The sequence below is a fragment of the Pseudomonas sp. SCA2728.1_7 genome, from assembly GCF_018138145.1.
Lineage (GTDB): Bacteria > Pseudomonadota > Gammaproteobacteria > Pseudomonadales > Pseudomonadaceae > Aquipseudomonas > Aquipseudomonas koreensis_A.
This window is the reverse complement of the sequence record NZ_CP073104.1, coordinates 742,123-763,788: the sequence shown is the minus strand read 5'-3', so window position 1 is coordinate 763,788 and position 21,666 is coordinate 742,123. Positions and strand designations below refer to the sequence as shown.

At 59.5% G+C, this 21,666-nt stretch carries 20 protein-coding genes; 5 read left to right on the top strand and 15 right to left on the bottom strand.

Annotated features, from left to right (window positions below; genetic code table 11):
- The first annotated feature begins 49 nt into the window (after positions 1-49).
- Positions 50-979, top strand: coding sequence for a ZIP family metal transporter (locus KBP52_RS03385; protein ID WP_212622066.1), 930 nt, complete (start codon positions 50-52; stop codon positions 977-979).
- A 29-nt stretch (positions 980-1,008) separates the two neighbouring features.
- On the opposite strand, the gene KBP52_RS03380 is transcribed toward KBP52_RS03385, so the two are convergent.
- The 5 genes from KBP52_RS03380 to KBP52_RS03360 all read right to left on the bottom strand — a co-directional run bounded on the left by KBP52_RS03380 (position 1,009) and on the right by KBP52_RS03360 (position 7,489).
- Positions 1,009-1,968 (bottom strand): DMT family transporter, encoded by a 960-nt coding sequence (locus KBP52_RS03380; protein WP_212622065.1) that lies wholly within the window; start codon positions 1,966-1,968, stop codon positions 1,009-1,011.
- Between the two features lie 256 nt (positions 1,969-2,224).
- Positions 2,225-3,337 (bottom strand): alkene reductase, encoded by a 1,113-nt coding sequence (locus KBP52_RS03375; protein WP_212622064.1) that lies wholly within the window; start codon positions 3,335-3,337, stop codon positions 2,225-2,227.
- Positions 3,338-3,507: 170 nt separating this feature from the next.
- Positions 3,508-5,742 (bottom strand): molybdopterin cofactor-binding domain-containing protein, encoded by a 2,235-nt coding sequence (locus KBP52_RS03370; protein WP_212622063.1) that lies wholly within the window; start codon positions 5,740-5,742, stop codon positions 3,508-3,510.
- On the bottom strand, positions 5,739-6,212 hold the full coding sequence (locus KBP52_RS03365) for a (2Fe-2S)-binding protein (protein WP_077572865.1): 474 nt from the start codon (positions 6,210-6,212) through the stop codon (positions 5,739-5,741). The genes KBP52_RS03370 and KBP52_RS03365 overlap by 4 nt, the downstream gene beginning before the upstream one ends.
- A complete protein-coding gene (locus KBP52_RS03360; protein ID WP_212622062.1) occupies positions 6,209-7,489 on the bottom strand; it encodes a c-type cytochrome in 1,281 nt (426 codons plus the stop codon). The genes KBP52_RS03365 and KBP52_RS03360 overlap by 4 nt, the downstream gene beginning before the upstream one ends.
- A gap of 295 nt (positions 7,490-7,784) precedes the next feature.
- Between KBP52_RS03360 and KBP52_RS03355 the strand changes: the two genes are divergently transcribed.
- Together KBP52_RS03355 and KBP52_RS03350 are read left to right on the top strand one after the other, a co-directional pair.
- On the top strand, positions 7,785-8,984 hold the full coding sequence (locus KBP52_RS03355) for an MFS transporter (RefSeq protein ID WP_212622061.1): 1,200 nt from the start codon (positions 7,785-7,787) through the stop codon (positions 8,982-8,984).
- Positions 8,985-9,078: 94 nt separating this feature from the next.
- Positions 9,079-10,002: a LysR family transcriptional regulator gene (locus tag KBP52_RS03350; RefSeq protein ID WP_212622060.1), complete on the top strand. Its 924-nt coding sequence runs from the start codon at positions 9,079-9,081 to the stop codon at positions 10,000-10,002.
- A 10-nt stretch (positions 10,003-10,012) separates the two neighbouring features.
- Here the strand turns inward: KBP52_RS03350 and KBP52_RS03345 are convergent, their stop codons facing one another.
- From KBP52_RS03345 to xylA, 4 genes are all read right to left on the bottom strand, one after another.
- Positions 10,013-11,149 carry a sugar ABC transporter permease gene (locus KBP52_RS03345; protein ID WP_077572861.1) on the bottom strand — a complete coding sequence of 379 codons (1,137 nt, stop codon included), beginning with the start codon at positions 11,147-11,149 and terminating at the stop codon, positions 10,013-10,015.
- Complete coding sequence (gene xylG, locus KBP52_RS03340) at positions 11,150-12,706, bottom strand: D-xylose ABC transporter ATP-binding protein (RefSeq protein ID WP_212622059.1); 1,557 nt, start codon at positions 12,704-12,706, stop codon at positions 11,150-11,152.
- 154 nt (positions 12,707-12,860) lie between these two features.
- Positions 12,861-13,862 (bottom strand): D-xylose ABC transporter substrate-binding protein, encoded by a 1,002-nt coding sequence (xylF, locus tag KBP52_RS03335; RefSeq protein WP_102899781.1) that lies wholly within the window; start codon positions 13,860-13,862, stop codon positions 12,861-12,863.
- A gap of 149 nt (positions 13,863-14,011) precedes the next feature.
- The gene (gene xylA / locus KBP52_RS03330; protein WP_212622058.1) at positions 14,012-15,328 is read right to left on the bottom strand and encodes a xylose isomerase; all 1,317 of its coding nucleotides are present in this window, start codon (positions 15,326-15,328) and stop codon (positions 14,012-14,014) included.
- A gap of 175 nt (positions 15,329-15,503) precedes the next feature.
- Here xylA and KBP52_RS03325 point away from each other — a divergent pair, with 175 nt between their 5' ends.
- Entirely contained in the window at positions 15,504-16,685 is a 1,182-nt protein-coding gene (locus tag KBP52_RS03325; protein ID WP_212622057.1) for a XylR family transcriptional regulator, read from the top strand.
- A gap of 214 nt (positions 16,686-16,899) precedes the next feature.
- Here KBP52_RS03325 and KBP52_RS03320 read toward each other — a convergent pair whose 3' ends face one another.
- The 6 genes from KBP52_RS03320 to KBP52_RS03295 form a co-directional block, all read right to left on the bottom strand.
- Complete coding sequence (locus KBP52_RS03320) at positions 16,900-17,409, bottom strand: cupin domain-containing protein (protein ID WP_212622056.1); 510 nt, start codon at positions 17,407-17,409, stop codon at positions 16,900-16,902.
- A gap of 177 nt (positions 17,410-17,586) precedes the next feature.
- Entirely contained in the window at positions 17,587-17,976 is a 390-nt protein-coding gene (locus KBP52_RS03315; protein WP_123594580.1) for an antibiotic biosynthesis monooxygenase, read from the bottom strand.
- 224 nt (positions 17,977-18,200) lie between these two features.
- Complete coding sequence (locus KBP52_RS03310; RefSeq protein WP_282961198.1) at positions 18,201-18,347, bottom strand: SDR family oxidoreductase; 147 nt, start codon at positions 18,345-18,347, stop codon at positions 18,201-18,203.
- A 30-nt stretch (positions 18,348-18,377) separates the two neighbouring features.
- Positions 18,378-18,863, bottom strand: a complete 486-nt coding sequence (locus tag KBP52_RS03305; protein ID WP_077572850.1) for an ATP-binding protein — start codon at positions 18,861-18,863, stop codon at positions 18,378-18,380.
- A 173-nt stretch (positions 18,864-19,036) separates the two neighbouring features.
- The gene (locus tag KBP52_RS03300) at positions 19,037-19,777 is read right to left on the bottom strand and encodes an NAD(P)-dependent oxidoreductase (protein ID WP_212622055.1); all 741 of its coding nucleotides are present in this window, start codon (positions 19,775-19,777) and stop codon (positions 19,037-19,039) included.
- Between the two features lie 149 nt (positions 19,778-19,926).
- Positions 19,927-20,397 carry a MarR family winged helix-turn-helix transcriptional regulator gene (locus tag KBP52_RS03295; protein WP_212622054.1) on the bottom strand — a complete coding sequence of 157 codons (471 nt, stop codon included), beginning with the start codon at positions 20,395-20,397 and terminating at the stop codon, positions 19,927-19,929.
- A gap of 291 nt (positions 20,398-20,688) precedes the next feature.
- Here KBP52_RS03295 and KBP52_RS03290 point away from each other — a divergent pair, with 291 nt between their 5' ends.
- Positions 20,689-21,642: a PDR/VanB family oxidoreductase gene (locus tag KBP52_RS03290; protein ID WP_212622053.1), complete on the top strand. Its 954-nt coding sequence runs from the start codon at positions 20,689-20,691 to the stop codon at positions 21,640-21,642.
- Positions 21,643-21,666 lie beyond the last annotated feature (24 nt).

Here is a 21,666-nt window from a genome sequence, read left to right as displayed (position 1 = left end):
GTTATCCGCATCCGCTGAAAATATCGAATCAACAAAACAGGAGATTTCCATGCCCGAGCCGTTGACCTCATCAGCCGCACCCGCTCGCTCCTGGTTCGCCCGATTCTCAGGCTCCGGGTGGGGCGGGCGCGTCTTCTGGTCAATTCTGATCGGGGTGACAATCTTCCTGCTGATAAGCGGGTATGGCGCCTTTGTCGGGGCCAACAAACAAAATCTGCACTTCGCTTTTATCGGCGGCATGACTGGCTTCGCTGCGACAGCAATCGGTGCTGTCGTAGCGATCGCGTTGCGAGACATCGCCGCCCGAACCCAAGACATCATGCTCGGCTTTGCCGCCGGGATGATGCTGGCCGCCAGTTCGTTTTCGCTGATTCTGCCGGGCATAGAAGCGGCTCAGGCGCTTTGCGATAACCAGTTGCTTGCGGCCTGCGTCGTTGTTGCAGGGTTGGGGTTGGGTGTCGCGCTGATGGTCGGTCTTGATCGTTTCGTCCCTCACGAACACGAGAAAAGCGGACGCCGTGGGCCGGCCGCGCAGCGCATCAATCGTGTCTGGTTGTTCGTGCTGGCAATCACATTGCATAACCTGCCGGAAGGCATGGCCATTGGCGTGAGCTTCGCCAACGGCGATATGAAGGTCGGACTGCCGCTGACCACTGCCATCGCCATTCAAGACATTCCCGAAGGTCTGGCAGTCGCCCTGGCATTACGCGTAACCGGCATCTCAGCGCTTCGCGCCGCGCTGATTGCGGTGGGTTCGGGGTTGATGGAACCGATTGGCGCCGTTGTCGGCTTGGGTATTTCCAGCAGCTTTGCGTTGGGATATCCCATTGCGCTCGGTCTGGCCGCCGGGGCGATGATTTTTGTGGTGTCCCATGAGGTCATTCCCGAGACTCATCGCAACGGTCATGAGACCCCGGCGACCTTGGGGCTGATGCTCGGTTTTGGGGTGATGATGTTTCTCGACACTGCTTTGGGTTAATCACTAACCTGACCACTGAAGAGAAACCCTCACGCACTGGCTTTAACCTCAGCCTTGACCACTGATTTGCGATAAGTCAGCAAAACGATGCCCATGACCACAATCACTCCGCCGAAGATCTGTCCTGTACTGAGCATCTGATCCAGCACAATCCAGCCCATCAACAGCGTTGCCAATGGCTCGATGTTCATGACCGGCGCATTGCGTGGCATGTCGAGTCGAGGCACCGAAATGAACAGGACGATAAAACCCGTGCCATACAGCACCACCAGAGTGGCGAGGGCCAGCCATCCGGTCGAGGTGGCGGGCAGGTTCAATCCGCCGGGAAGGGCACCCGTCAGCCCTGCCAGGTTGACGCTGCTGAACACGATGAAAATGGTCAGCAGACTGCGCACCGAGCCACGTACCTGAGACAGTTTGTGGTCGGTGATCCACAGCGCGCAGGCGAACACGCTGGCGGCGCAGAATGCGAGCGCAACGCCCGTCAGCCATTGCGCACTGACGTCTGTCGTGGTCGAGAGCCGCCCGGGGACATCCAGCACAAACACCAGGCCCAAGAGAATCAGACCCATCAATGTCGCGGTGCGGGCGCTCGGTCGCGGGCCACCCAGCGCCCAGGTGAGCAATGCCAGCAGAATTGGGAATACGTTCGCCACCAGCAGGGCCAGCGCCACCGGCACCCGCGCGACAGCGGAATACAGACACAGACTCTGCGCTGTGATCAGCAACCCCAGCAACAGTTGCCAGCGCCAGGCACCCGCCGGCAAGCGCGGGCTTTGTCTTTGCCACAGCACCAGGATGGCGAGCACCAGCAAGGTCCCGCCGGAACGCATCAAAATCGCCAGCAGCACACCCGCACCATCATCAAAGGCGACTCGCGCCGCCACATGATTGCCGGCAAACGCACAGCCCATGCACAACAGAATGATCACAGCCAGATAACGGGAGTAGGGCGGCGGTACGGTTTGCGTAGCGGTAGGGCGAGGCATGGCAGATCTCAGGATTTTTAGCCGTTCGAACGACTTGGTTTTTATTAGGTTGTCGTACAACCAGATCGTTTTATCGCATTCGGCGACGCCGGGCAATAGACCTGAAAACGCACAGCTACGCATAAGTTCAGCGTTATGGTGGATTTTTACTTATTTGATTAAGCGCAGAGATCGTATGACTTGCTAGGGCAGGGGCGCATCGGCCCCTGCTTCCATGGATTTACACATTCATGAGATGCGGGCGGTCTGCTTCTGCTCAGGCGTGAAATGGATAATCGATGTAGCCACGCTGATCCCCACCGAAAAAGCTGCCTGGGTCTGGCACGTTGAGTGTCAGACCATCGTGCAGCCTACGCGGCAAGTCAGGGTTGGCCAGGAACGGCCGGCCAAACGCGATGATGTCGGCACGATCGGCAATCAGCGCCTGTTCGGCAGATTGCGCATCGTAGCCGCCCGCCAGGATCAGCACGCCGTTCCACGTCTTGCGCAACTGGGCAATGATCGCGTCCCAGCGCGGGTCGAAGTTCTCGTCTTTGACTGTGCCGACCATCGCCGGCTCGACCAGGTGCAGATAGGCCAGGTTCCATTGGTTGAGCGCCTCGACCAAGTGGCCGAAGGTCGCCTCCGGGGTGTCATCGCCCATGCCCATGAAGCGCCCCATCGGCGTCAGGCGCACGCCGACGCGCTCGGCGCCGACTTCCTCGGCGACGGCTGCGACCACTTCCAGCAGAAACCGCGCGCGGTTCGCCACACTGCCGCCATAGGCGTCGTCACGCTGGTTGCTGTTGCTGTTAAGAAACTGGTCGAGCAGGTAACCGTTGCCAGCATGAATCTCTACACCGTCCATGCCCGCCTGCAATGCGTTGCGCGCGGCCACGCGGTAGTCCTCGACGATGCCGGCGATTTCCGCGGTTTCCAGCGCACGCGGCACCGGCACGTCTCCCCAGACGCCGTTACCGTTTTCATCGACGATAAACGTCTTGCCAGGCACGGGCAGTGCGCTGGGCGCAACGGGCAGGCCGGCATCGGGTTGAAAGCTGGGGTGGGACACCCGGCCGACGTGCCACAGTTGCATGAAGATCAACCCGCCGGCCTCATGCACCGCCGCGCTGACGTCACGCCACGCCCTGACCTGCTCGGGGCTGTAGATGCCCGGCGTCCAGGCGTAACCCTGAGCCTGCCGGGAGATTTGTGTGGCCTCGGTGATGATCAGCGCGGCACTGGCCCGTTGGCGGTAGTACTCGGCGTTCATCGGTGTTGGCACATCGCCCGGTTGGCCGGCGCGTGAGCGCGTTAACGGCGCCATCGCCACGCGATGGGCAAGGGTGTAAGGACCGAGTGCGAGGGGTTGGAACAGACGACGAGTCATGGGTAGCTCCAGATTTCAATTGAAGGAATTAAAGCGCGGCAGCGGCGCCGCGAACCAGTGCCGCTAACTTAACCGGGTGTTGTGGGGGTGATAATCGGTAACCGGCGCTACGCTGTTTTGCGCACAACGCAACGGCGCCCGTGCTCATCAGCGATGAACACGGGTGTGGCTCAGGCGGGTTGGTTTGAGCGCGTCAGCGGCAGGTTCAGCCAGCGACGGCCGGTGGCGTTGGCCACGGCGTTACCAAGGGCGGCGGCCATCGGCCCCTGGACGATTTCAGCAGCACCGAGGAACGGTTCTCCCGGTTGGTCGAGCAAGTGCACGTCGACTTTTTTCGGCAGTTGCGTGAAACGCAGAATCGGATAACCGCTCCAGTCGTAGCTGCGAATGCCCCCCGCGTCGTAGGCGACTTTTTCGTACAGGGTCCAGCTCGCGGACTGCACAATGCCGCCCTCGACCTGATTGCGCAGGCCGTCGGGGCTGACGATCTGGCCAACGTCAACCGCCGTCACCACGTGATCGATGCGAATCTCACCGGTCTGCGGATGCACGCGCAGCTTCACGGCGATGGCGCAGTAACCCATGATATTTTTATAGCGAGCAAAGGCGAAACCGATACCGGCGCCGGGCTCGCTGCTTTTTTGCGGCCAACCGATCTCATCACGCACACGTTCTACCACCGCGCGAGCACGCGGGTCGCTGAGGTGGGACAGACGCAAGGCGACTGCGTCGATGCCGGCCCTGATCGCCAGCTCATCGATACTCGCCTCGATGGCGAAGATGTTGATGTGCGCACCCAGTGAGCGCATGGCCGAGGTACGAAAGGGCATTTCGGTGACGAAGGTCATGTTGATGCGCGTCGAGTTCAACTCGTACAGCGGCACCGCGTTGCGATCACCATCGCCTTCGGGCTGGGCGATCGGCACGGAGGGCGCCGAGGCGAAGGGCCGCGCGAGCAAGCGTGCCGGCAACAGGCGCCCGGCGTTGACGATGCGTTCGTTGTGCGGCGTGGTCCAGAGTTCGTAGGCCCAATCCTGCAGGCGGCCGTGGCTAAGGCCAGCGTCGACTTCAGTGACCATCGCCGAGCTATACGGCTCCCAAAGATTTTCCTGTTCGCGCATCCATTGCACGCGCACCGGCGTACCGGGCACGCGCAGGGCAATCAATGCTGCATCGGCGGCAGCATCATCGGCGCCGTTGTGCCCGTAACACCCTGAGCCTTCGGTATGAATACAGCGTACCCGCTCAGGTGGCAGACCGAGCATTTCGGCAATGCCGACGCGCAGCGGGTAAACACCTTGGGTGTGGGTCCATACGGTGAGAACGCCGTCCTTGAACCAGGCCACTGCGCAGGACGGACCGATCGAGCCATGCATCAGATATTGCTTGGTGACCCGCGCCTGAAAACGCGTGTCCGCCGCGCCGCTCGGCGTGCCGCTATTACTGATCGGATAGCGCCGTGAGGGCAGGCGTTTGAGCAGACCATGAATCTCGGCCGCCTCGGGAATCGCCTCACCGCCGCTCCATTGCGTCACCTCGCTGGCCTTGCGCATGGCTTTGATCGCTTGCCACTCATCACCGGCGACCACCGCCAGATAGTTGCCGTCGCGGATCACCTTGACCACGCCAGCCAACGCCTCAATGGACGCCGCATCGAATGCTTGCAGCGTGCAGCCGGGACGAGGCGGGCGGATCACCCGCGCATGCAGCATGCCCGGCAGGCGCATGTCCTGGACGAATGCTGCGCCACCGCTGACCTTCGCCGGGATGTCGAGGCGCGGCAACGAATGGCCGATCAGTTTGAAATCAGCGGCGGCCATCGCCGGTGACTGAGCCTTGGCATATTGATGCACATCGACATGCTTGACCGCCTCGGCGTAACTCATCCGCTGAGCGGCCGGGCCTTCGATCACACCGTCGCGGGTGCTGAGGAGCGCCGCATCAAGCTGCCAACTGCGCGCGGCGGCTTCAACGAGCATTTCGCGCACCTGCGCGGCGGCGTTATACAACGCGGTACCGCTGTCGAAAATGCTGTGGCTGCCGGCGGTGTAGCCTTCGTTGGGTGTCAGCGCGGTGTCGGCGGTGAGCAGGTTGATGGAAGCAGTCGGCACCTGCAAACGCTCGGCGGCGATTTGCAGCAGCGCGGTTTTCACCCCGGTGCCCAATTCGACCTTGCCGGTGTAGACGGTAATGCCGTCGGCGCCTATGCGGATCCAAGCGTCGAGAAACGGATTGGTGCGCAGGCTTCCGGGCAGGTCGGGGGCAAGGACCACGGTGCCGAGCGTATCGACTTCCGTATCCGCTAACACACGCCGCGCGACCGGCAGCAGGGTGAACGCCATCAGCAACGCACCACCGCGCAGGAAGGCGCGTCGGCTCGGATTCAATTCATTCGACTCACTCATGTCAGGCTCCCGTTGTGCCCGGCCACCTGTTTGATCGCCTCGATGATTCGCAAGTGCGTTCCGCAGCGGCACAGGTTGCCGGCCATGTGCTCGCGAATGGTCGCCTCATCCGGGTGGCGATTGCGCTCAAGCAACGCCTGCGCGCGCATCAGCATGCCGGCAATGCAGTAGCCGCATTGCGCGGCCTGTTTCTCGATGAATGCGGCTTGCAGAGGGCCAGGTTTTTCCGCACTGCCGAGGCTTTCCACGGTGCGGATTTTTTTGCCTTCGAGACCGGCGCAGGGCGTCAGGCAGGCAAACACCGGTTGATCATCGACGATCACCGTGCAGGCGCCGCATTGACCGAGACCGCAGCCGTATTTGGCGCCGTTGAGGTTCAAGTGATTGCGCAGCGCATACAGCAGCGGCACGTCCGGCTCCAGCTCAAGCGGTTGCGCGGCTCCGTTGACGTTGAGGGTGATCTGGCTCATTTCGTCTCCTGACGTAACGCTTCAATAGTGGAGGAGAGGTCGGCCCACGGCTGATCGGGGCTGGCTTGCTGACGCAGATACGCGGCCAGTGCGCCGAGTTGCGCGTTGTCCAGGCTGGCGGCGAATGCCGGCATTACCGGGCCGGGCGATCCGGGTGTGGCGGGCAGCCCTTCAAGCACGGTTTTGAGGAAATTGCGCGAACTGGCCGCTTGCAGCGCCGAGGTGTTTTGCAGCGCCGGGCGACCATCGATGGTGCGCATCGGTGCCGCCGGGCCATGGCAGCCGGCGCAGGCGCTGCTGAAGAGCAGGGCGCCGGTCGCGTGGTCTGCCGGTTCACTGGCAGGCGTCTTCGCCGTCGTCTCTGTCACCGAAGGCGGGTTTTCCAGACTGAGCAGGTATTCGGCAATCGCCTCGGCTTCACTGGCCGGCAAGCGCGCCAGACTCAAGCTGACCGGCCGCATCGGCCCGGCGGGTGTGCCGTGGCCATCGACGATCTTGGCGCGCAGATAGCCCACCAGTTGCTCACGACGCCACGGGTTGCCGCGCTGGCCCATGCCGACCAGCGCGGGCGCTTGCCAGCCATCGACGCTGCCGCCCTGTAGATACTCCGAGGATTTTTCCGCGCCGATCAGGTTCAGCGGCGAATGGCAGCCGGCGCAGTGCCCCGGGCCGTCGACCAGATAACGCCCGCGATTCCACGCCTCGCTGCGCTGTGCCAGCGGCGTCAGCGGCTCACCGTGCAGGAACAGCAGGTTCCAGAACGACACCAGCGGGCGAATGTTCATCGGGAAATTCATCTGGTTCTGCTCAGCCGGCGCGTACACGGCGGGGCCGCTCATCAAGTAGGCGTAGGCGTCGGCTATGTCTGCTGCGCTCATGCGCCGGTAGTGCACGTAGGGGAACGCCGGATAAAGAAAGTGACCATCGCGAGCAATGCCTTGACGCATAGCCCGCTCGAAGGCCGGCAGCGACCATTGGCCGATACCGGTTTCTACGTCCGGGGTGATGTTGGTGCTGTACAGCGTGCCGAACGGCGTTACCAGCGGCAGTCCGCCGGCCAGATATTCGCTACCGGGGCGGGTATGGCAGACCGCGCAATCGCCGGCTTCGACCACCCGCGCCCCGCGTTGCAACTGCGCAGTATCGAACATCGTCGGGCGCTCGATCGGTGTAATTGCCGGGCGCCACATCAACCAAACGGCGCCGATCAGGCCGAGCACGGCGACGACGGCCACGCTGATCCATAGCGTTCTGGACTTCAGAAATGAGCTGTTCATGGGACGGAGAAAAACGCGGCAGGCAATGGCAGAACGGATCGGATACGGGTCATGACAACGCTCCTTGTAACAGCCGGGGAAGGGCGCCGATGGGGACGACGGCGCCAGGGGCCAAAGCGTAGAGAAACCGTCTGCGCGGGAGAATCAGCGGCGCACGCAATAGCGCGTTGCGCGAGAAGCAACGCCTGCGCCGTTGCGCCGGACGCATCAGTGCGTTGCCCGCCGCGTGGATTCTGTGGATCGCCACAGGGCCGTAGCCTTGGCAGCACTTTCCTGAACTCAATGAGGTGTCATCATGCTTACGGGCAATCCGGCCGTTGCGGCGAATGCCGAACAGCCAACTTCACTTTCCGGCCTGATGGTCGCGTTCCTGGCATTCTGCTGTGGCGCGGTCGTGGCCAATCTTTATTACGCACAACCGATCGTCGAACTGATTGCACCGCAGATCGGTCTGTCCAGCGCCAATGCCAGCCTGATTGTTTCGCTGACGCAGTTCGGTTACGCGCTGGGCCTGTTGCTGCTGGTGCCGCTGGCCGATCTGATGGAAAACCGCCGGCTGGTGGTCGGCTTCACTCTGGCGGCGAGCGTCACATTGCTGTGCGCCGGGCTGACCCATTCGCCGTCGATGTTCCTGCTGTTGTCTTTGCTCATCGGTTTGACGTCGGTGGCCGTGCAGATCCTCGTGCCGCTGGCGGCGCACCTGGCGCCCGAGGCCAGTCGTGGCCGCGTCGTCGGCAATATCATGAGCGGTCTGCTGTTGGGGATTCTGTTGTCGCGGCCACTGTCGAGCCTGCTGGTTGAAGTGTTCGGCTGGCGCGGGGTGTTTTACAGCGCAGCAGCCCTGATGGCCGTCATCGCTCTGATTACCGCTGTAGCACTGCCGCGTCGGCTGCCGACGCATAAAGCCACGTATGCCGCGCTGATCGGCTCGGTGTTTGCCTTGGCCCGGCGCTATCCGCTGTTGCGTCAGCGCTCGCTGTATCAGGGTTTGCTGTTTGCCAGTTTCAGCCTGTTCTGGACCCTCGCGCCGATTGAACTGATGCGTCACCACGGCTTTACTCAGACGCAAGTCGCGATCTTTGCACTGGTCGGTGCGGTGGGTGCCATTGCAGCGCCAATTGCCGGGCGTCTGGCCGATGCCGGGCATGGTCGTCGCGGCACGCTGGTCGCACTGTTGCTAGCGCCGGTTTCGCTGTTGATCGCCGCACTCCCGGGCAGTGGCTATGTCTGGCTGGTGGTGTGCGCGGTGCTGCTGGATTTCGCCGTGCAATTGAACATGGTGCTCGGCCAGCGTGAGGTGTACGCCCTCGATCCCCACAGCCGTGCGCGCCTGAATGCGGTGTACATGACCAGCATTTTCGTCGGCGGCGCCGTGGGTTCGCTGGTCGCCAGTCCGCTGTACGAGCACTTCGGCTGGAACCTGTCCGCCGTCGCGGTGGCGCTACTGCCAGCGCTGGCGCTCGGATTGTTCCTGAGCCGCAAGGCCGATGTCTGAACATCCAGCAGGTGCCGGCAAGCACGGCGGTACAAGACGTCGGGGGAACAGTGATGCACAATCATCCGCGTTCCCTTTCGACCGGACCCCGCTTATGGACAAGTTGCTGGCACTGAAGATGTTTGTAGAAACCGTGCGCTGCGGGGGCTATTCCTCGGCAGCGCGCAAACTCGGGATATCAACGTCGTCAGTGACACGGCAAGTGGCAGGGCTGGAACACGAGCTGGGCGCGAGCCTGCTCAATCGCACCACGCGCAACACCAGCGTGACCGTTGCCGGCCAGACCTATTTCGAAAAAGCCGTGGCGATTCTCGACGCGATCGACGAAGCCGATGCTGTCGTCGCCGATCGTGGCGCCGAGGCGCAGGGCCGTCTGCGCATCAGCGTGCCGGTGGAGTTCGGGCGACGCCTGATCGCGCCGCACCTGGGCCGCTTGCTTGAGCGGCATCCGGGTCTGGAGATCAGTCTGTCGCTGAGCGATCAGGTCAGCGACCTGCTCAGCGAGCAGATCGATGTTTCCGTGCGGCTCGGATCGTCGGTGGTCAGTGAAGACATCGTCAGCAAACGCGTAGGGCAGTTCGAACGCTGGGTGGTGGCCAGTCCGGCGTATCTGGCGCGTAGCGCGGCGCTCAGTCATCCACGGGATTTGCTTGAGCACCAATGCCTGCGTTTCGATTACGGCGGCACACACCAGCACTGGACCTTTCAGAATGAAGACGCGCCCATTCAGCTCAATGTCCACGGGCGCCTGCAAAGCAACAACGCCGACATCCTGCGCGAAGCCGCCATCGGCGGCGGCGGAGTAACGCTGCTGGCTGATTGGCTGGTGCGCGACGACGTCGCAGCCGGCCGGTTGACCCGCTTGCTTGAGCACTACGAGGTCAATCCCGGCAGTGCCAGCACCTGCATCAACGCGCTGTATTTACCCAATCACCGTGGGTCCAGCCGGATCAATGTGTTTATCGATTTTCTGGTGGAGATTCTCAGTCCGGCTGCCGTGACCACGCCCGCCGCGTGATCCCTTCTGCTCAACGGCGCCCGGTCCGCGTACTGACATCCACCCAAACCGCCAACACCAGAATGCTGCCCTTGACGATCATCTGCCAGTAACTGTCGACGTCGAGCATCGACATACCGTTGTCCAGGCTGGTGATGACCAGCGCGCCGAGGAGGGCGCCGTACACCGTGCCGGAACCGCCGCGCATGGAGGTGCCGCCGATAAAGCACGCGGCGATGGCGTCGAGTTCGCCCATGCTGCCGGCCGAAGGCGAACCGGCGGCCAAACGTGCAGTGTTGACCACGCCGGCGAGGGCGCACATCACGCCCATGATCCCGAAGATCCACAGCTTAACCGCCTGCACATTGATCCCGGACAGGCGCGTCGCTTCCATGTTGCTGCCCACGGCATACACGCGGCGACCGAACACGGTTTGACTGGTCACATAGCTGAATACACCCAGCAAGACCAGCAGCAACAAGACAGGCACGGGAATGCCGTCATAGCTGTTGAGCGTCTGTACAAAACCGGCGAGCACGGCGCCGATCACCAACACGCGGATGACATCACGCACCAACGAATGCGCCGCGAGGCCGTGCAGGGCGCGATTACGCCGTTGTTTCCAAGTCAGAAACACGGTCAGTGCAAACAGCAGAACGCCGAGGCCAGTGCCGATCGCGTGGGGCAAGTAACCCTGGCCAATGTAAACCAGCTCCGGCGATACCGGCGCGATGGTCGTGCCGCCGGTAATCCCCAGCAGAATCCCGCGAAAAGCCAGCATGCCGCCCAGCCCGACGATGAAGGAGGGTATGCGCAGATAAGCCGTCATGTAGCCGTTGGCGAGGCCGATCATCAGCCCGCAGAGGGCGACCAGACTCAGGTTGGCCAGCAGCGGAATGTGGTAGACCACATCGAGAATCGCCGCGAGACCACCGAGCAGGCCGAGCAATGAACCGACTGACAAATCGATCTCGCCGCTGATGATCACCAGCACCATGCCGCAGGCAAGAATCCCGGTAATGGACATTTGCCGCAGCAGATTGGACAGGTTGCGCGGGGTCAGGAATCCGCCCTCGGTCTGCCAGCTGAAGAACAGCCAGATCAGCACCACGGCAAACACCAGCGCGAGCATTTTGTAGCGGGTGAACAGTTGTTTGACCTGATTCATTTACGCGGATTTCCGATCATTATTGTTATGGCTGCCAGGCTGGCTGAGGGCGGCGGCGAGTACCTGTTCCTGTGTCAGATCATGGTTGATGAAGTCGCCGCGCAACTGGCCTTCGCCGATTACCAGCACCCGGTCGGAAACGCCGAGCACTTCGGCCAGCTCCGACGAGACCATGATGATCGACACGCCGGCGGCGGCCAGCGCGCCCATCAACTTGTAGATTTCGTATTTGGCGCCGACGTCCACGCCTCGGGTCGGCTCATCGAGAATCAGCACTCGGGGTTTGGCCAGCAGCATCTTCGCCAGCACGGCCTTTTGTTGATTGCCACCGGACAGACTGGTGATCGGCAGGAACGGGCTGGCGGTCTTGAGGTGCAGGCGCGAAATCTCCTTATCGATGCTGCCCAGTTCGGCTTCGGCATCGATGCGGGTCAGCTTCGAGTAGTTGTCCAGCACAGCGAGGGTGATGTTCTGGCCGACGCCCAGATCCGGAATGATGCCCTGGTGCTTGCGGTCTTCCGGCACCAGGCACAGGCCGGCGCGGATAGACTTGAGCGGCGTGCGCGTGTCGATGGGATGACCATCCAGCCAGACTTCACCCTCATAGCGGCCGGGGTAAGCGCCGAACAGTGCGGTCACCAGTTCGGTGCGCCCAGCACCAACCAGCCCGGCGATGCCGAGGATCTCGCCGCGCTTGAGGACGAAGGAAATATCGTCAACCCGTTTGCGCTTGGGATTGTCGACGTCGTAGCAGGTGATGTGACGGGCCTCGAAAATCACCTCGCCAATGTCGTGTGGTTCGCTGGGGTAGAGGTTGCTCATTTCCCGTCCGACCATCTGCGTGATGATCTGCGCAATGTCCATGTCGGCCATGGCGGTGGTGGCGATGTGTTTGCCGTCACGGATCACCGAAATGGTGTCGCACACGGCCGCCACTTCATCGAGTTTGTGCGAGATGTAGACGCAGGCAACGCCCTTGGCTTTGAGGTCGCGGATGATATTCAGCAACACCTCGATTTCTGAACGGCTCAAGGCCGATGAAGGCTCGTCGAGGATCAGCAGCCGGGCTTTCTTGTTCAGGGCTTTGGCGATTTCCACCAGTTGCTGATAGCCGCCGCCGTACTGCGAAACCGGCAGCGAAACGTTCATGTCGGGGACTTTCAGTTCGCGCATCAGCGCTTCGGCGCGGTGAATCATCGCCGGGTAATTCATCCGTCCGCCGGGCAGCGTCAGTTCATGGCCCATGAAGATGTTTTCGGCCACCGACAGGTCGGGCACCAGCGTCAATTCCTGATGAATGATGACGATGCCGGCAGCTTCCGTTTCGCTGATCGATTGCGCCCTGAGCGGTTGCCCGTCCCAGAGGATTTCACCGTCCCAGGTGCCGTGCGGGTAGACCGCCGAGAGGATCTTCATCAGCGTGGACTTGCCGGCGCCATTCTCGCCGCACAGGCCAACGCACTCGCCGGGCCTGACCTTGATGTCGATGCCGTTGAGCGCTTTGACACCGCCGAAGGTTTTGACGATGCCGTTCATTTGCAGCAGATAGTCGGACATGGGCAGGGCTCGTATATCAAAGACTCACACACCACTGAACCTGGGTGGGAGCGAGCCTGCTCGCGAAAGCGTCAGTTCAGACAATGCTTCGTTGACTGACAAGCCGCATTCGCGAGCAGGCTCGCTCCCACAAGGGTTTTCGCATTACCGGAGATCACTTCCCGGCGATTTGCGCCTTGGTGTAGAAGCCGTCCTGTTCGAGCAGGTCGATGTTGTCCTTGGTCAGCGGGGTGGGCGTGAGCAGGATGGTGTCGACTTTTTTGCTGCCGTTGTCGTACTGCGAGCTGAAGGCGGGTTTTTCGTTGCGCGCCAGTTGTACCGAGAGCTTGGCGGCTTCGCTGGCGATGAGTTTCAGCGGCTTGTAAACGGTCATGGTTTGCGTGCCGGCGATCACACGTTTAACAGCAGCAAGGTCAGCGTCCTGCCCGGAAATCGGCACCTTGCCGGCCAGTTGCTGCGCCGCCAGTGCCTGAATGGCGCCGCCCGCCGTGGCGTCGTTGGAAGCGACGATGCCGTCGATTTTGTTGTCGTTGCGGGTCAGGGCGTTTTCAACAATGCTCAGCGCTTCGGTCGGGTTCCATTCCTTCACCCACTGCTGGCCGACGATCTTGATATCACCCTTGTCGATGGCCGGTTGCAGCACTTTCATCTGGCCTTCGCGGAGGATCTTGGCGTTGTTATCGGTGGGCGCACCACCGAGCAAAAAGTAATTGCCCTTGGGCGCCGCTTTCAGGACGCCGCTGGCCTGCATCTCGCCGACTTTTTCGTTATCGAAGGAAATATAGGCGTCGACATCGGCGTTGAGGATCAGACGATCATAGGACACGACTTTGATCCCGGCTTTCTTCGCTTCGGCCACCGCGTTGGTCAGCACCGTGGCGTTGAACGGCACGATGACGATGACATCGACACCCCGGGAAATCAGGTTTTCGATCTGGGAAATTTGTTTTTGCTCGTTTGCATCGGCCGACTGCACGAAGACCTTGGCATCCATTTTTTCCGCTGCCGCGACGAAGTAATCCCTGTCACGCGACCAGCGTTCCAGGCGCAAATCATCGATGGAGAAACCGATTTTCGGGTGGGCAGCGTCAGCCATCACCGGCAGTGACAACAGCGCCAGGGCAGTGGCCAATAGCGTGCGTTTTACATTCTTCATAGTGGGGCGTCCTTTTATTGTTGTTGGAAAGACACGGCCTGACGATGAGTATCGGGCTGGTAAAACTGTAGAGAATCCGCAGACGCCGCAGGCACAGATTTGTCGTAGAAATGTCACCGCGTCGATGCGCCCGTAGACTCCCTATTTGATCAGCGATAAATAAAGCGGTTAACGATGTTCTCGAGCATTTCCTGGCGGCCGCTGACGGCTTGCGGGTTCAACTCGTTGGTGAACGCGTGCTCGGCCAACGACTCAAGGTTGAAGTCACCGGCCATCACCGCCTGCCCGAACGGCTGCTGCCAACCGGCGTAGCGTTGATCCTTGAGCCGTTGCAGTTCGTCGTTCTGCACCATGGCCGCTGCGCGCTCCAGCGACAGGGCGAGAACGTCCATGGCGCCGACGTGGCCATGGAACAGATCGATCTGATCAAGGCTTTGCCGGCGCACCTTGGAGTCGAAATTGAATCCGCCATTCTTGAACCCGCCGGCCTTGAGGATTTCGTAGGTGGCCAGGGTCATTTCTTCGACGCTGTTGGAGAATTGATCGGTGTCCCAGCCATTTTGCGGATCACCGCGGTTGGCGTCGATGCTGCCGAAAATCCCCAGCGAGACGGCCGTGGCAATCTCGTGATGGAAGCTGTGCCCAGCCAGTGTCGCGTGGTTGGCCTCGATGTTGACCTTGATTTCGTGCTCCAGTCCGAACTGCTGGAGAAAGCCGAACACGGTGGCGCTGTCGTAATCGTATTGATGCTTGGTCGGCTCCTGCGGTTTGGGCTCGATCAGCAAGTCGCCGGTAAAACCGATCTTGTGCTTGTGCTCGACCACCATGCGCATAAAGCGGCCGAGCTGTTCGCGTTCACGCTTCAAGTCCGTGTTGAGCAGGGTTTCGTAGCCTTCGCGGCCGCCCCACAACACGTAGTTGGCGCCTTTCAGGCGATGGGTCGCGTTCATCGCGCTGAACACCTGAGCAGCGGCGCAGGCGAACACTTCCGGATCCGGGTTGCTCGCGGCGCCGGCAGCGAAACGCGGGTTGCTGAAGCAATTGGCGGTGCCCCACAGCAGCTTGATGCCGCTGGCTTCCTGGTGTTGCTCGAGGTGATCAACCATCTGCGCGAAGTGGTTTCGGTATTCCTTCAGAGAGCTGCCTTCCGGGGCGACATCGGTGTCATGGAAGCAGTAATAGTCGATACCCAGTTTGGAGAAGAATTCGAAAGCGGCTGCGGCTTTGCCGATCGTCAGTTCCATCGGGTCGCCGGCGTGTTGCCATGGGCGCTTGAACGTCCCCGCACCGAACACATCGGAGCCCGGCCAAACGAACGTGTGCCAGTAACAGGCGGCCATGCGCAGGTGTTCGCGCATGGGTTTGCCGAGGATGAGTTTGTTGGCGTCGTAGTGACGAAAGGAGAGGGGAGAATCGCTGTCTGGACCTTCGTAGCGAATCGCATCGACATCGGGGAAATACTGCATGGACCTTGTCCTTGTTGTTCTTGGCGGTGTCTCGATACTAGCAACGGCCCCGACCCTGCTGATTATGAAAAACATCAACGCCGAGTGCGATTTTGCGTATTGAGCTTCTTCGGCCAGGCGCCTAGTCTGTGCCAATCGCCTCTGTGAAAAGGGGCCCGGGACAAGCACAAGAACAATGAAAACCGTACCGCCTGTTCACCGCATCGCCCTGCTGTTCAACGGCAGCAAGATCTATGACCGTGGGATCATCAGCGGCATCGGCAACTACCTGAGCAGCACCCGCGCCTCCTGGGACCTGTTTCTCGAAGAGGATTTTCTCTGTCGCTTGAAAGGTATCGAGCGCTGGCAGGGCGACGGCATCATCGCCGACTTCGACGATCCGCTGATTGGCGAGGCGCTGGCTGATATCCAGATGCCGGTGGTAGCAGTAGGGGGCTCGTACGAGGATAAGCGCGCCTATCCAAAAGCGATTCCCTACGTCGCCACCGATAACAACGCGCTGATGACACTGGCTTACACGCATTTGATAGAGGCAGGACTGCAACGTTTTGCCTGCTTCAGCCTGCCTGAAGCGCAAGCCAATCGTTGGGCGCAGGAGCGCGAGAAAGCCTTTCGCAAACTGATGAAACGCGATGGTTTGCACGGCGAAATCTATCGCGGCATGGGCACCAGCGCACCGCTCTGGGACAGCGCCGTCGAACAACTGATCGCCTGGCTGCAGAGCCTGCCCAAACCCATCGGCATCATCGCCGTCAGCGACGCCCGCGCGCGCCAGTTGCTGCAAGCCTGCCTGACCGCCGGCATCGCCGTACCGGAGCAAGTGGCATTGATCGGCATCGACAACGACCCGCTGACCCGCAGTTTGACTCGAGTGCCTCTGAGTTCGGTAATACAGGGCACGGAAACCATGGGCCGAACCGCCGCGCAATTGCTCCACCAGATGCTGCACGGCATGCCGTCGACCGGCACGCAGATCCTGATCCCGCCGGATGCGGTCAACGTGCAGGTGTCGAGTTTGCACCAGCCTTTGGGCAATCCGTACGTTATGCAAGCGCTGTTGTTCATCCGCCAATATGCTTGCCAAGGCATTAAAACAGCGCAGGTGGCGGCTTATGTCGGTGTGTCGCGTTCATCACTTGAAGCGCATTTTCGTGCTGAGCGAGGGTGTAGCGTGCATGACGAGATACTGCGTTTCAAATTGGCTGCGGCTACCAAGGGCCTGACAAGTACCGACTCGGTGATTGCCGACGTTGCGCGAAGTTGTGGGTTTAAATCTGCGCAGTATTTGCACACGGTGTTTCGACGGGAGTTTGGTTGTACGCCGCGTGAGTATCAGCAAGGGGCGGGAATGCGTTAAACGATGCAGGTGGTTGCTGAGATCTACAGGTGCTGATGGATTGTCGAAATGGAAACAGACGTTGCTGCAAGGGCGCATAGCGCAATACTTGATTTAACATAATATACATTACACGTAACAAGATGTTTCGAGATCAGCCCGGTTGCACAGTGGATTTCAACCTGCAGAATCGACCTTAATCCGATCCACAGCTTTTCCTTGAATTCGACGGCGCTCAACCCTCATCACGCGTCAGCTTTTCAATCAGCGTTCGATGCTGTGGAAATTGTTGCGTGAGTTTCTGCCGATCACCCAGTTCCATATCGGCAAAATCAAATCCTGGCGAAACGGCTTCGCTGATCAGCCCAAATCCGTTTTCGCCTTCGAGCAACCGCGAAGCTTTCCATAGTCCACCCGGTACGTGTAATTGCAAAAGCTGTCCTGCCAGAATGTCGGTGCCCATTACCAATGTCTGCAACGAGCCATCAGCATGAATCAGGCTGTACTCAATGGCGTCGCCCAGGTGGAAATAATGCAGGATGTCGGATCGATTGAAATGAAACTGGCCCACCGGTGATTGCTGATCCAGCAGATAGTAAATCGAGGTCATCAGATACCGTGGACCGCTGGGGGTTTCGAGTGGGTCGCGATGATCGGCTTGATAGGTTCTGCGGAAATAGCCACCTTCGAGGTGAGGCTGCAGATCCAACGTTTTGATAACGTCTCTAGCTTTGGCTTCACGCATGATTATGGTCTTTTCTCCGTAGAATATGATGCTATTTTACGTTAACTCGACTAAACGGCCATTTAGTGTAGTTAAACGTGAACCGCAAGGTCTGCGTCGAACTCATCCCTTTTCATCACTTTCCTCCATTTAAAAAGCCAGCCCGCCCAGTGCGAAACTCTTTTTCGAACTGGGCTGTTACGGTGCAGGCCGGGGGCTGAGCTCGATTGGCGTGGTTTCAATCAAGCGCTTCGACACAATCATCGACTGCGTGGTAACGGCGTACTTTTTGAAGTGCGGCGATTCGATATGGCTTCGGTATGCCGAATCGCTGGCGTAGATTTCGAAGAAATGAAACCAGTTCGGGCGGTCGACTTCGGCGACAGCATAGATTGATATAACGCCCGGCTCTGTTCGAGTCGATTCTGAGATCTCTTCTTTGACTGCGGCTTGATAGGCCGCAACCTGTGCAGGATCGATTTCGAGTTGCGCGATGCGCACCACCAAGCCTTTTTCCTCGTCGGCCACGGCTCCTCCTGCAAGTAATCCTGCCAATGCGACCATACCTAATAAACGTTTACCTATCATGTTTCCCCTCCTTCACTGCGGCAGCGCATACGCCCGCGCAAGGTCGATGGTGTTTTGAGTAATCGGCAATAACATCCATGGGGCAGCCTCTTGGTAAAGGGCGACGCTTTTTCCCTGTGAAGGTCTTTGTCCACCGACCGCTTCTGGCCGATTTCGTCTGTCGAGCGCTTCGAGACCGCAGACTGACAGATTAACAACGCAGGCTGAAAATCCGCTTCATATCGCTATTTCCCACCGAGACTCCCTCCCCCATCGACGCTGATCACTTGGCCAGTAACGAAGGAAGCCCCCTCGCTCAACAGGAAGTTAATCAGCGAGGCCACTTCTATTGCATCAACGATCACCTGCGCCGCTAGAAGCAGACGTTCCAGATAACTAACTCCAAGCAATATGACCGCCCTTCAGTGTCGGTGAATTTCAATCCATATCCCCTCATTCGTATCTGGAGCACGAAAGTAGCTCGTTATCAAATCGAACTCAGCGTCGCTTGCTCTAAACTCATGCTCGGCGCGGCCATTGCGCCGATGTAGCCTGCCCCGACAGGTCTCATCATCCACTTCGATGTAATGGAAACAGTGGGGAATTTCGGCAGCGTCAGCCAGACCGCGTAACCACTGCCGATCCTCTGGAGTGTTGGCCGGGAAATCCAGAACCACAGTCACGCCAGCCTTCAGCACATCGATGACAAGCGGGCCCACCAGTGCCCGAATCTGACGCGCAAGCCTCACGTAATCGGCCACTGACTGGATCTGATCAGGGTAAAGCCTTGAGAGCCAATAATCCTCACTCATCAAAATGGCCGACCGTTCAGACGCCAAGGACTTGGCCAACGTCGATTTACCGGATGCAATCTTGCCTGACATCAAATGAAGCATTGGCTTGGTCATGGGGGACGTCTCCTTGTCGAGTTCTGATGACGTTCATTGAAAAGCATCGAAGCAACCGCATGCCCTCCACTGTCAGCTTCGGGCCGGAAGCGGTGGTCGTGAGCGTCTGCCAATCATTAAACCAGCACGTTTTCCCGGCGCATCACGGTGACCTTCTCAGAGGAAGTGTGCGTTCAATCAGATTGAGCGCCTCCTTCCAAAATCTCAAACCCATCATCAATGGGAGCATATCCGACAATTTTTCTACTCTGATCAATAGAGAGGCGCTTATAGCGGTTATCTGAGACCCCATGAATAACGTGGAATCCCTTTAGCTCGGCTTCAACGCAATTATTGAGTAGCGCGACAACATCTCTAAAACTGATGAAGGCCGCGACGTCTCTGGGACTGTGGGTCTCCCCTTGTTGAAATTTGGCTACGTTGGCAATACGGACTGCGATGGTCGTCATCTGTCCGTCGTTTGCATACATCGAAGCCAAAGCTTCTCCAAACGCCTTGCTGACGCCGTAGAGATTGCCTGGTTTAGGTGCCATGCATTCCTGTATCTGAACATCCGTTGGATATCCTTCGATCACTTGGGCACTGCTCGCAAATATGAAGCGCTTGCAGCCTTGTGCCTTTGCGGCGAACAGCATGTTGTAAGTGCCCACAATGTTCACTGGAAGCAGTGAGGCCATGAAATCGGCGTCCGGATTTGGGTCAGCAGCTAGATGGATGACGGTATGGATACCTTCGCAAGCTCGAAGGCAACTGGCTTGATCCGTGACATCGAGAGTGAAACGCTGTGCCGAGCCCGGAAGTGCTGTTACGTCTAGATCGGCCAAACGCAAATCGGATTTATCGTCGCGCTCTTGCCAAAAAGCATTGCCGATCTTTCCTGCCGCACCTGTGACGAGGATTTTTCCTGAGCTCATTTCGGCATGTCCGTATGGTAAATGTCACGCTAGCCTCCCAGCCTTTTGGGCGGTCTACAACCTCTGATCCAATGACCAAATATCAGCCGCCCGCCAACTCGCGTCGGGCAGCAGCCCTCAACGCCGATTTCACGCTAGTCTGCCGCGACTCACTCCTCACTCGGGTCATAACTGTTCACATTGGGCACTTGCAGATGCAGGCGCCCAAGCAAGTCAACCAACGTGTCGACCTCGGCCGGGGTCAATCCGCTGAGCAGACGCGCTTCTCGCTCAAGTGCAACTTTGAGCACGCGGTCATGCAGTTCTTTGCCGCTGGCCGTCAATCGCACGGTGTAACGCCGCGCGTCCTCGGGATCCAGCTGACTGGTGATCCGCCCCGCTGCTTCCAATGTCTGCAATGAACGACTGACCGCGCTCTTGTCGAGACCGATCGCCTGGCAGATTCGATTGGCAGTGATGTCGGATTCAACCGCCAGCATTGAAAGCATTCGCCATTCAACCACGCCGATGCCGAAGTGTTTGCGGTAGCACTGCGAGGCTCCCGTGGCGAGTTTGTTCGCCAGGAAAGTCACCAGGCCAGGTACATAACGCGACAGGTTCAGTTGTGTATCGGTAGGCATCAAGAAACACCGTAGATCGAAGATCTTGCAATATGGTTGACACCGCAACTAATTTATCTGAGGATTCACTCAGCCTGGCATTGCGGACGATGCGCCGCATGATACGCCGTAGCACAACCTCAAAAAAATAATTACAGGTCTTGCTTATGAACCCTCGCCAACCGTGCCCTTCCCTGGCGCCCACGATTAGCCACTCCTCCTGCTTCTTCGCGCCCGGCTGATTCGTCACCCGCTCGCACCCTTTTTTGCCGTTCGTTTTTCAGCAGCCACTTCAATGTGGAGGGAGAAGTCATGCTTCAAGTCAACGTCACCCGCAAAGTCGTTGAGGCCGAGGGTATTTGCAGTTTCGAGCTGTGCGCAGCGGACGATCAGCCGTTGCCACCGTTCAATGCCGGTGCCCATATCGACATCCACATTGCCGGCGGCCTCACCCGGCAATACTCGCTGTGCAATGACTCAAAAGAACGTCATCGCTACGTAATCAGTGTGCTGAAGGATCCTGCCTCCCGCGGCGGTTCTGCTGCAATGCACGACACCATCAGCCAAGGACAGACACTCAGCATCAGCGAACCACGCAACCTCTTCCCACTCGCGGACTCAGCCAAGCGTCACCTGCTGTTTGGCGGCGGCATTGGCATTACGCCGATACTGGCGATGGCCCATGAACTTCATCATCAAAGCGCAGATTTCGAGCTGCATTACAGCTTTCGATCCAGCGAACGTGCCGCGTTTATCCGATGGCTCGGAGAGGCGCCCTTCGCCAGCCACGTGTATTTGCATGACGACAGCGGATCGCCCGAACAGAAACTCGATGCAACCGCCCTCCTCGCCGCGCCAGATACCACGACTCACCTTTACGTGTGCGGCCCCGCCGGCTTCATGAATTTCATCCTCGACACCGCGCAGGCCGCTGGCTGGCCGGAAGATCGCGTGCACAGAGAGTTTTTCGCCGCCGCACCTGTCGATGCAAGCGCGGATTCGCCCTTCGAAGTTCAACTGGCGAGTACAGGACAGATTTTTTACATCCCCGCCGATCGCACCGTTTTCGAGGTGCTCGATGAGGCCGGGATTGCCATCGAATCATCGTGCGAGCAAGGCGTCTGCGGCACCTGTGTCACGGTTTTGCTCGAAGGCATTGCTGATCATCGTGACCAGTTCATGACGGCTGCTGAACACGCTGCCAATGACCGTTTCACCCCGTGCTGCTCACGTGCCAAATCGCCCCGCCTGGTATTGGACCTTTGACCTGAACCGAGCCTTGACCGCTCG

What these genes read in the sequence shown, in the direction of transcription:
- KBP52_RS03305 (WP_077572850.1), bottom strand. Translation starts at nt 18,863, where the DNA reads ATGACCAAGCCAATGCTTCATTTGATGTCAGGCAAGATTGCATCCGGT.
- KBP52_RS03315 (WP_123594580.1), bottom strand. Translation starts at nt 17,976, where the DNA reads ATGATAGGTAAACGTTTATTAGGTATGGTCGCATTGGCAGGATTACTT.
- KBP52_RS03320 (WP_212622056.1), bottom strand. Translation starts at nt 17,409, where the DNA reads ATGCGTGAAGCCAAAGCTAGAGACGTTATCAAAACGTTGGATCTGCAG.
- KBP52_RS03295 (WP_212622054.1), bottom strand. Translation starts at nt 20,397, where the DNA reads ATGCCTACCGATACACAACTGAACCTGTCGCGTTATGTACCTGGCCTG.
- xylA (WP_212622058.1), bottom strand. Translation starts at nt 15,328, where the DNA reads ATGCAGTATTTCCCCGATGTCGATGCGATTCGCTACGAAGGTCCAGAC.
- KBP52_RS03375 (WP_212622064.1), bottom strand. Translation starts at nt 3,337, where the DNA reads ATGACTCGTCGTCTGTTCCAACCCCTCGCACTCGGTCCTTACACCCTT.
- KBP52_RS03380 (WP_212622065.1), bottom strand. Translation starts at nt 1,968, where the DNA reads ATGCCTCGCCCTACCGCTACGCAAACCGTACCGCCGCCCTACTCCCGT.
- KBP52_RS03365 (WP_077572865.1), bottom strand. Translation starts at nt 6,212, where the DNA reads ATGAGCCAGATCACCCTCAACGTCAACGGAGCCGCGCAACCGCTTGAG.
- KBP52_RS03345 (WP_077572861.1), bottom strand. Translation starts at nt 11,149, where the DNA reads ATGAATCAGGTCAAACAACTGTTCACCCGCTACAAAATGCTCGCGCTG.
- xylG (WP_212622059.1), bottom strand. Translation starts at nt 12,706, where the DNA reads ATGTCCGACTATCTGCTGCAAATGAACGGCATCGTCAAAACCTTCGGC.
- KBP52_RS03290 (WP_212622053.1), top strand. Translation starts at nt 20,689, where the DNA reads ATGCTTCAAGTCAACGTCACCCGCAAAGTCGTTGAGGCCGAGGGTATT.
- KBP52_RS03355 (WP_212622061.1), top strand. Translation starts at nt 7,785, where the DNA reads ATGCTTACGGGCAATCCGGCCGTTGCGGCGAATGCCGAACAGCCAACT.
- KBP52_RS03325 (WP_212622057.1), top strand. Translation starts at nt 15,504, where the DNA reads ATGAAAACCGTACCGCCTGTTCACCGCATCGCCCTGCTGTTCAACGGC.
- KBP52_RS03300 (WP_212622055.1), bottom strand. Translation starts at nt 19,777, where the DNA reads ATGAGCTCAGGAAAAATCCTCGTCACAGGTGCGGCAGGAAAGATCGGC.
- KBP52_RS03385 (WP_212622066.1), top strand. Translation starts at nt 50, where the DNA reads ATGCCCGAGCCGTTGACCTCATCAGCCGCACCCGCTCGCTCCTGGTTC.
- KBP52_RS03360 (WP_212622062.1), bottom strand. Translation starts at nt 7,489, where the DNA reads ATGAACAGCTCATTTCTGAAGTCCAGAACGCTATGGATCAGCGTGGCC.
- KBP52_RS03350 (WP_212622060.1), top strand. Translation starts at nt 9,079, where the DNA reads ATGGACAAGTTGCTGGCACTGAAGATGTTTGTAGAAACCGTGCGCTGC.
- KBP52_RS03370 (WP_212622063.1), bottom strand. Translation starts at nt 5,742, where the DNA reads ATGAGTGAGTCGAATGAATTGAATCCGAGCCGACGCGCCTTCCTGCGC.
- xylF (WP_102899781.1), bottom strand. Translation starts at nt 13,862, where the DNA reads ATGAAGAATGTAAAACGCACGCTATTGGCCACTGCCCTGGCGCTGTTG.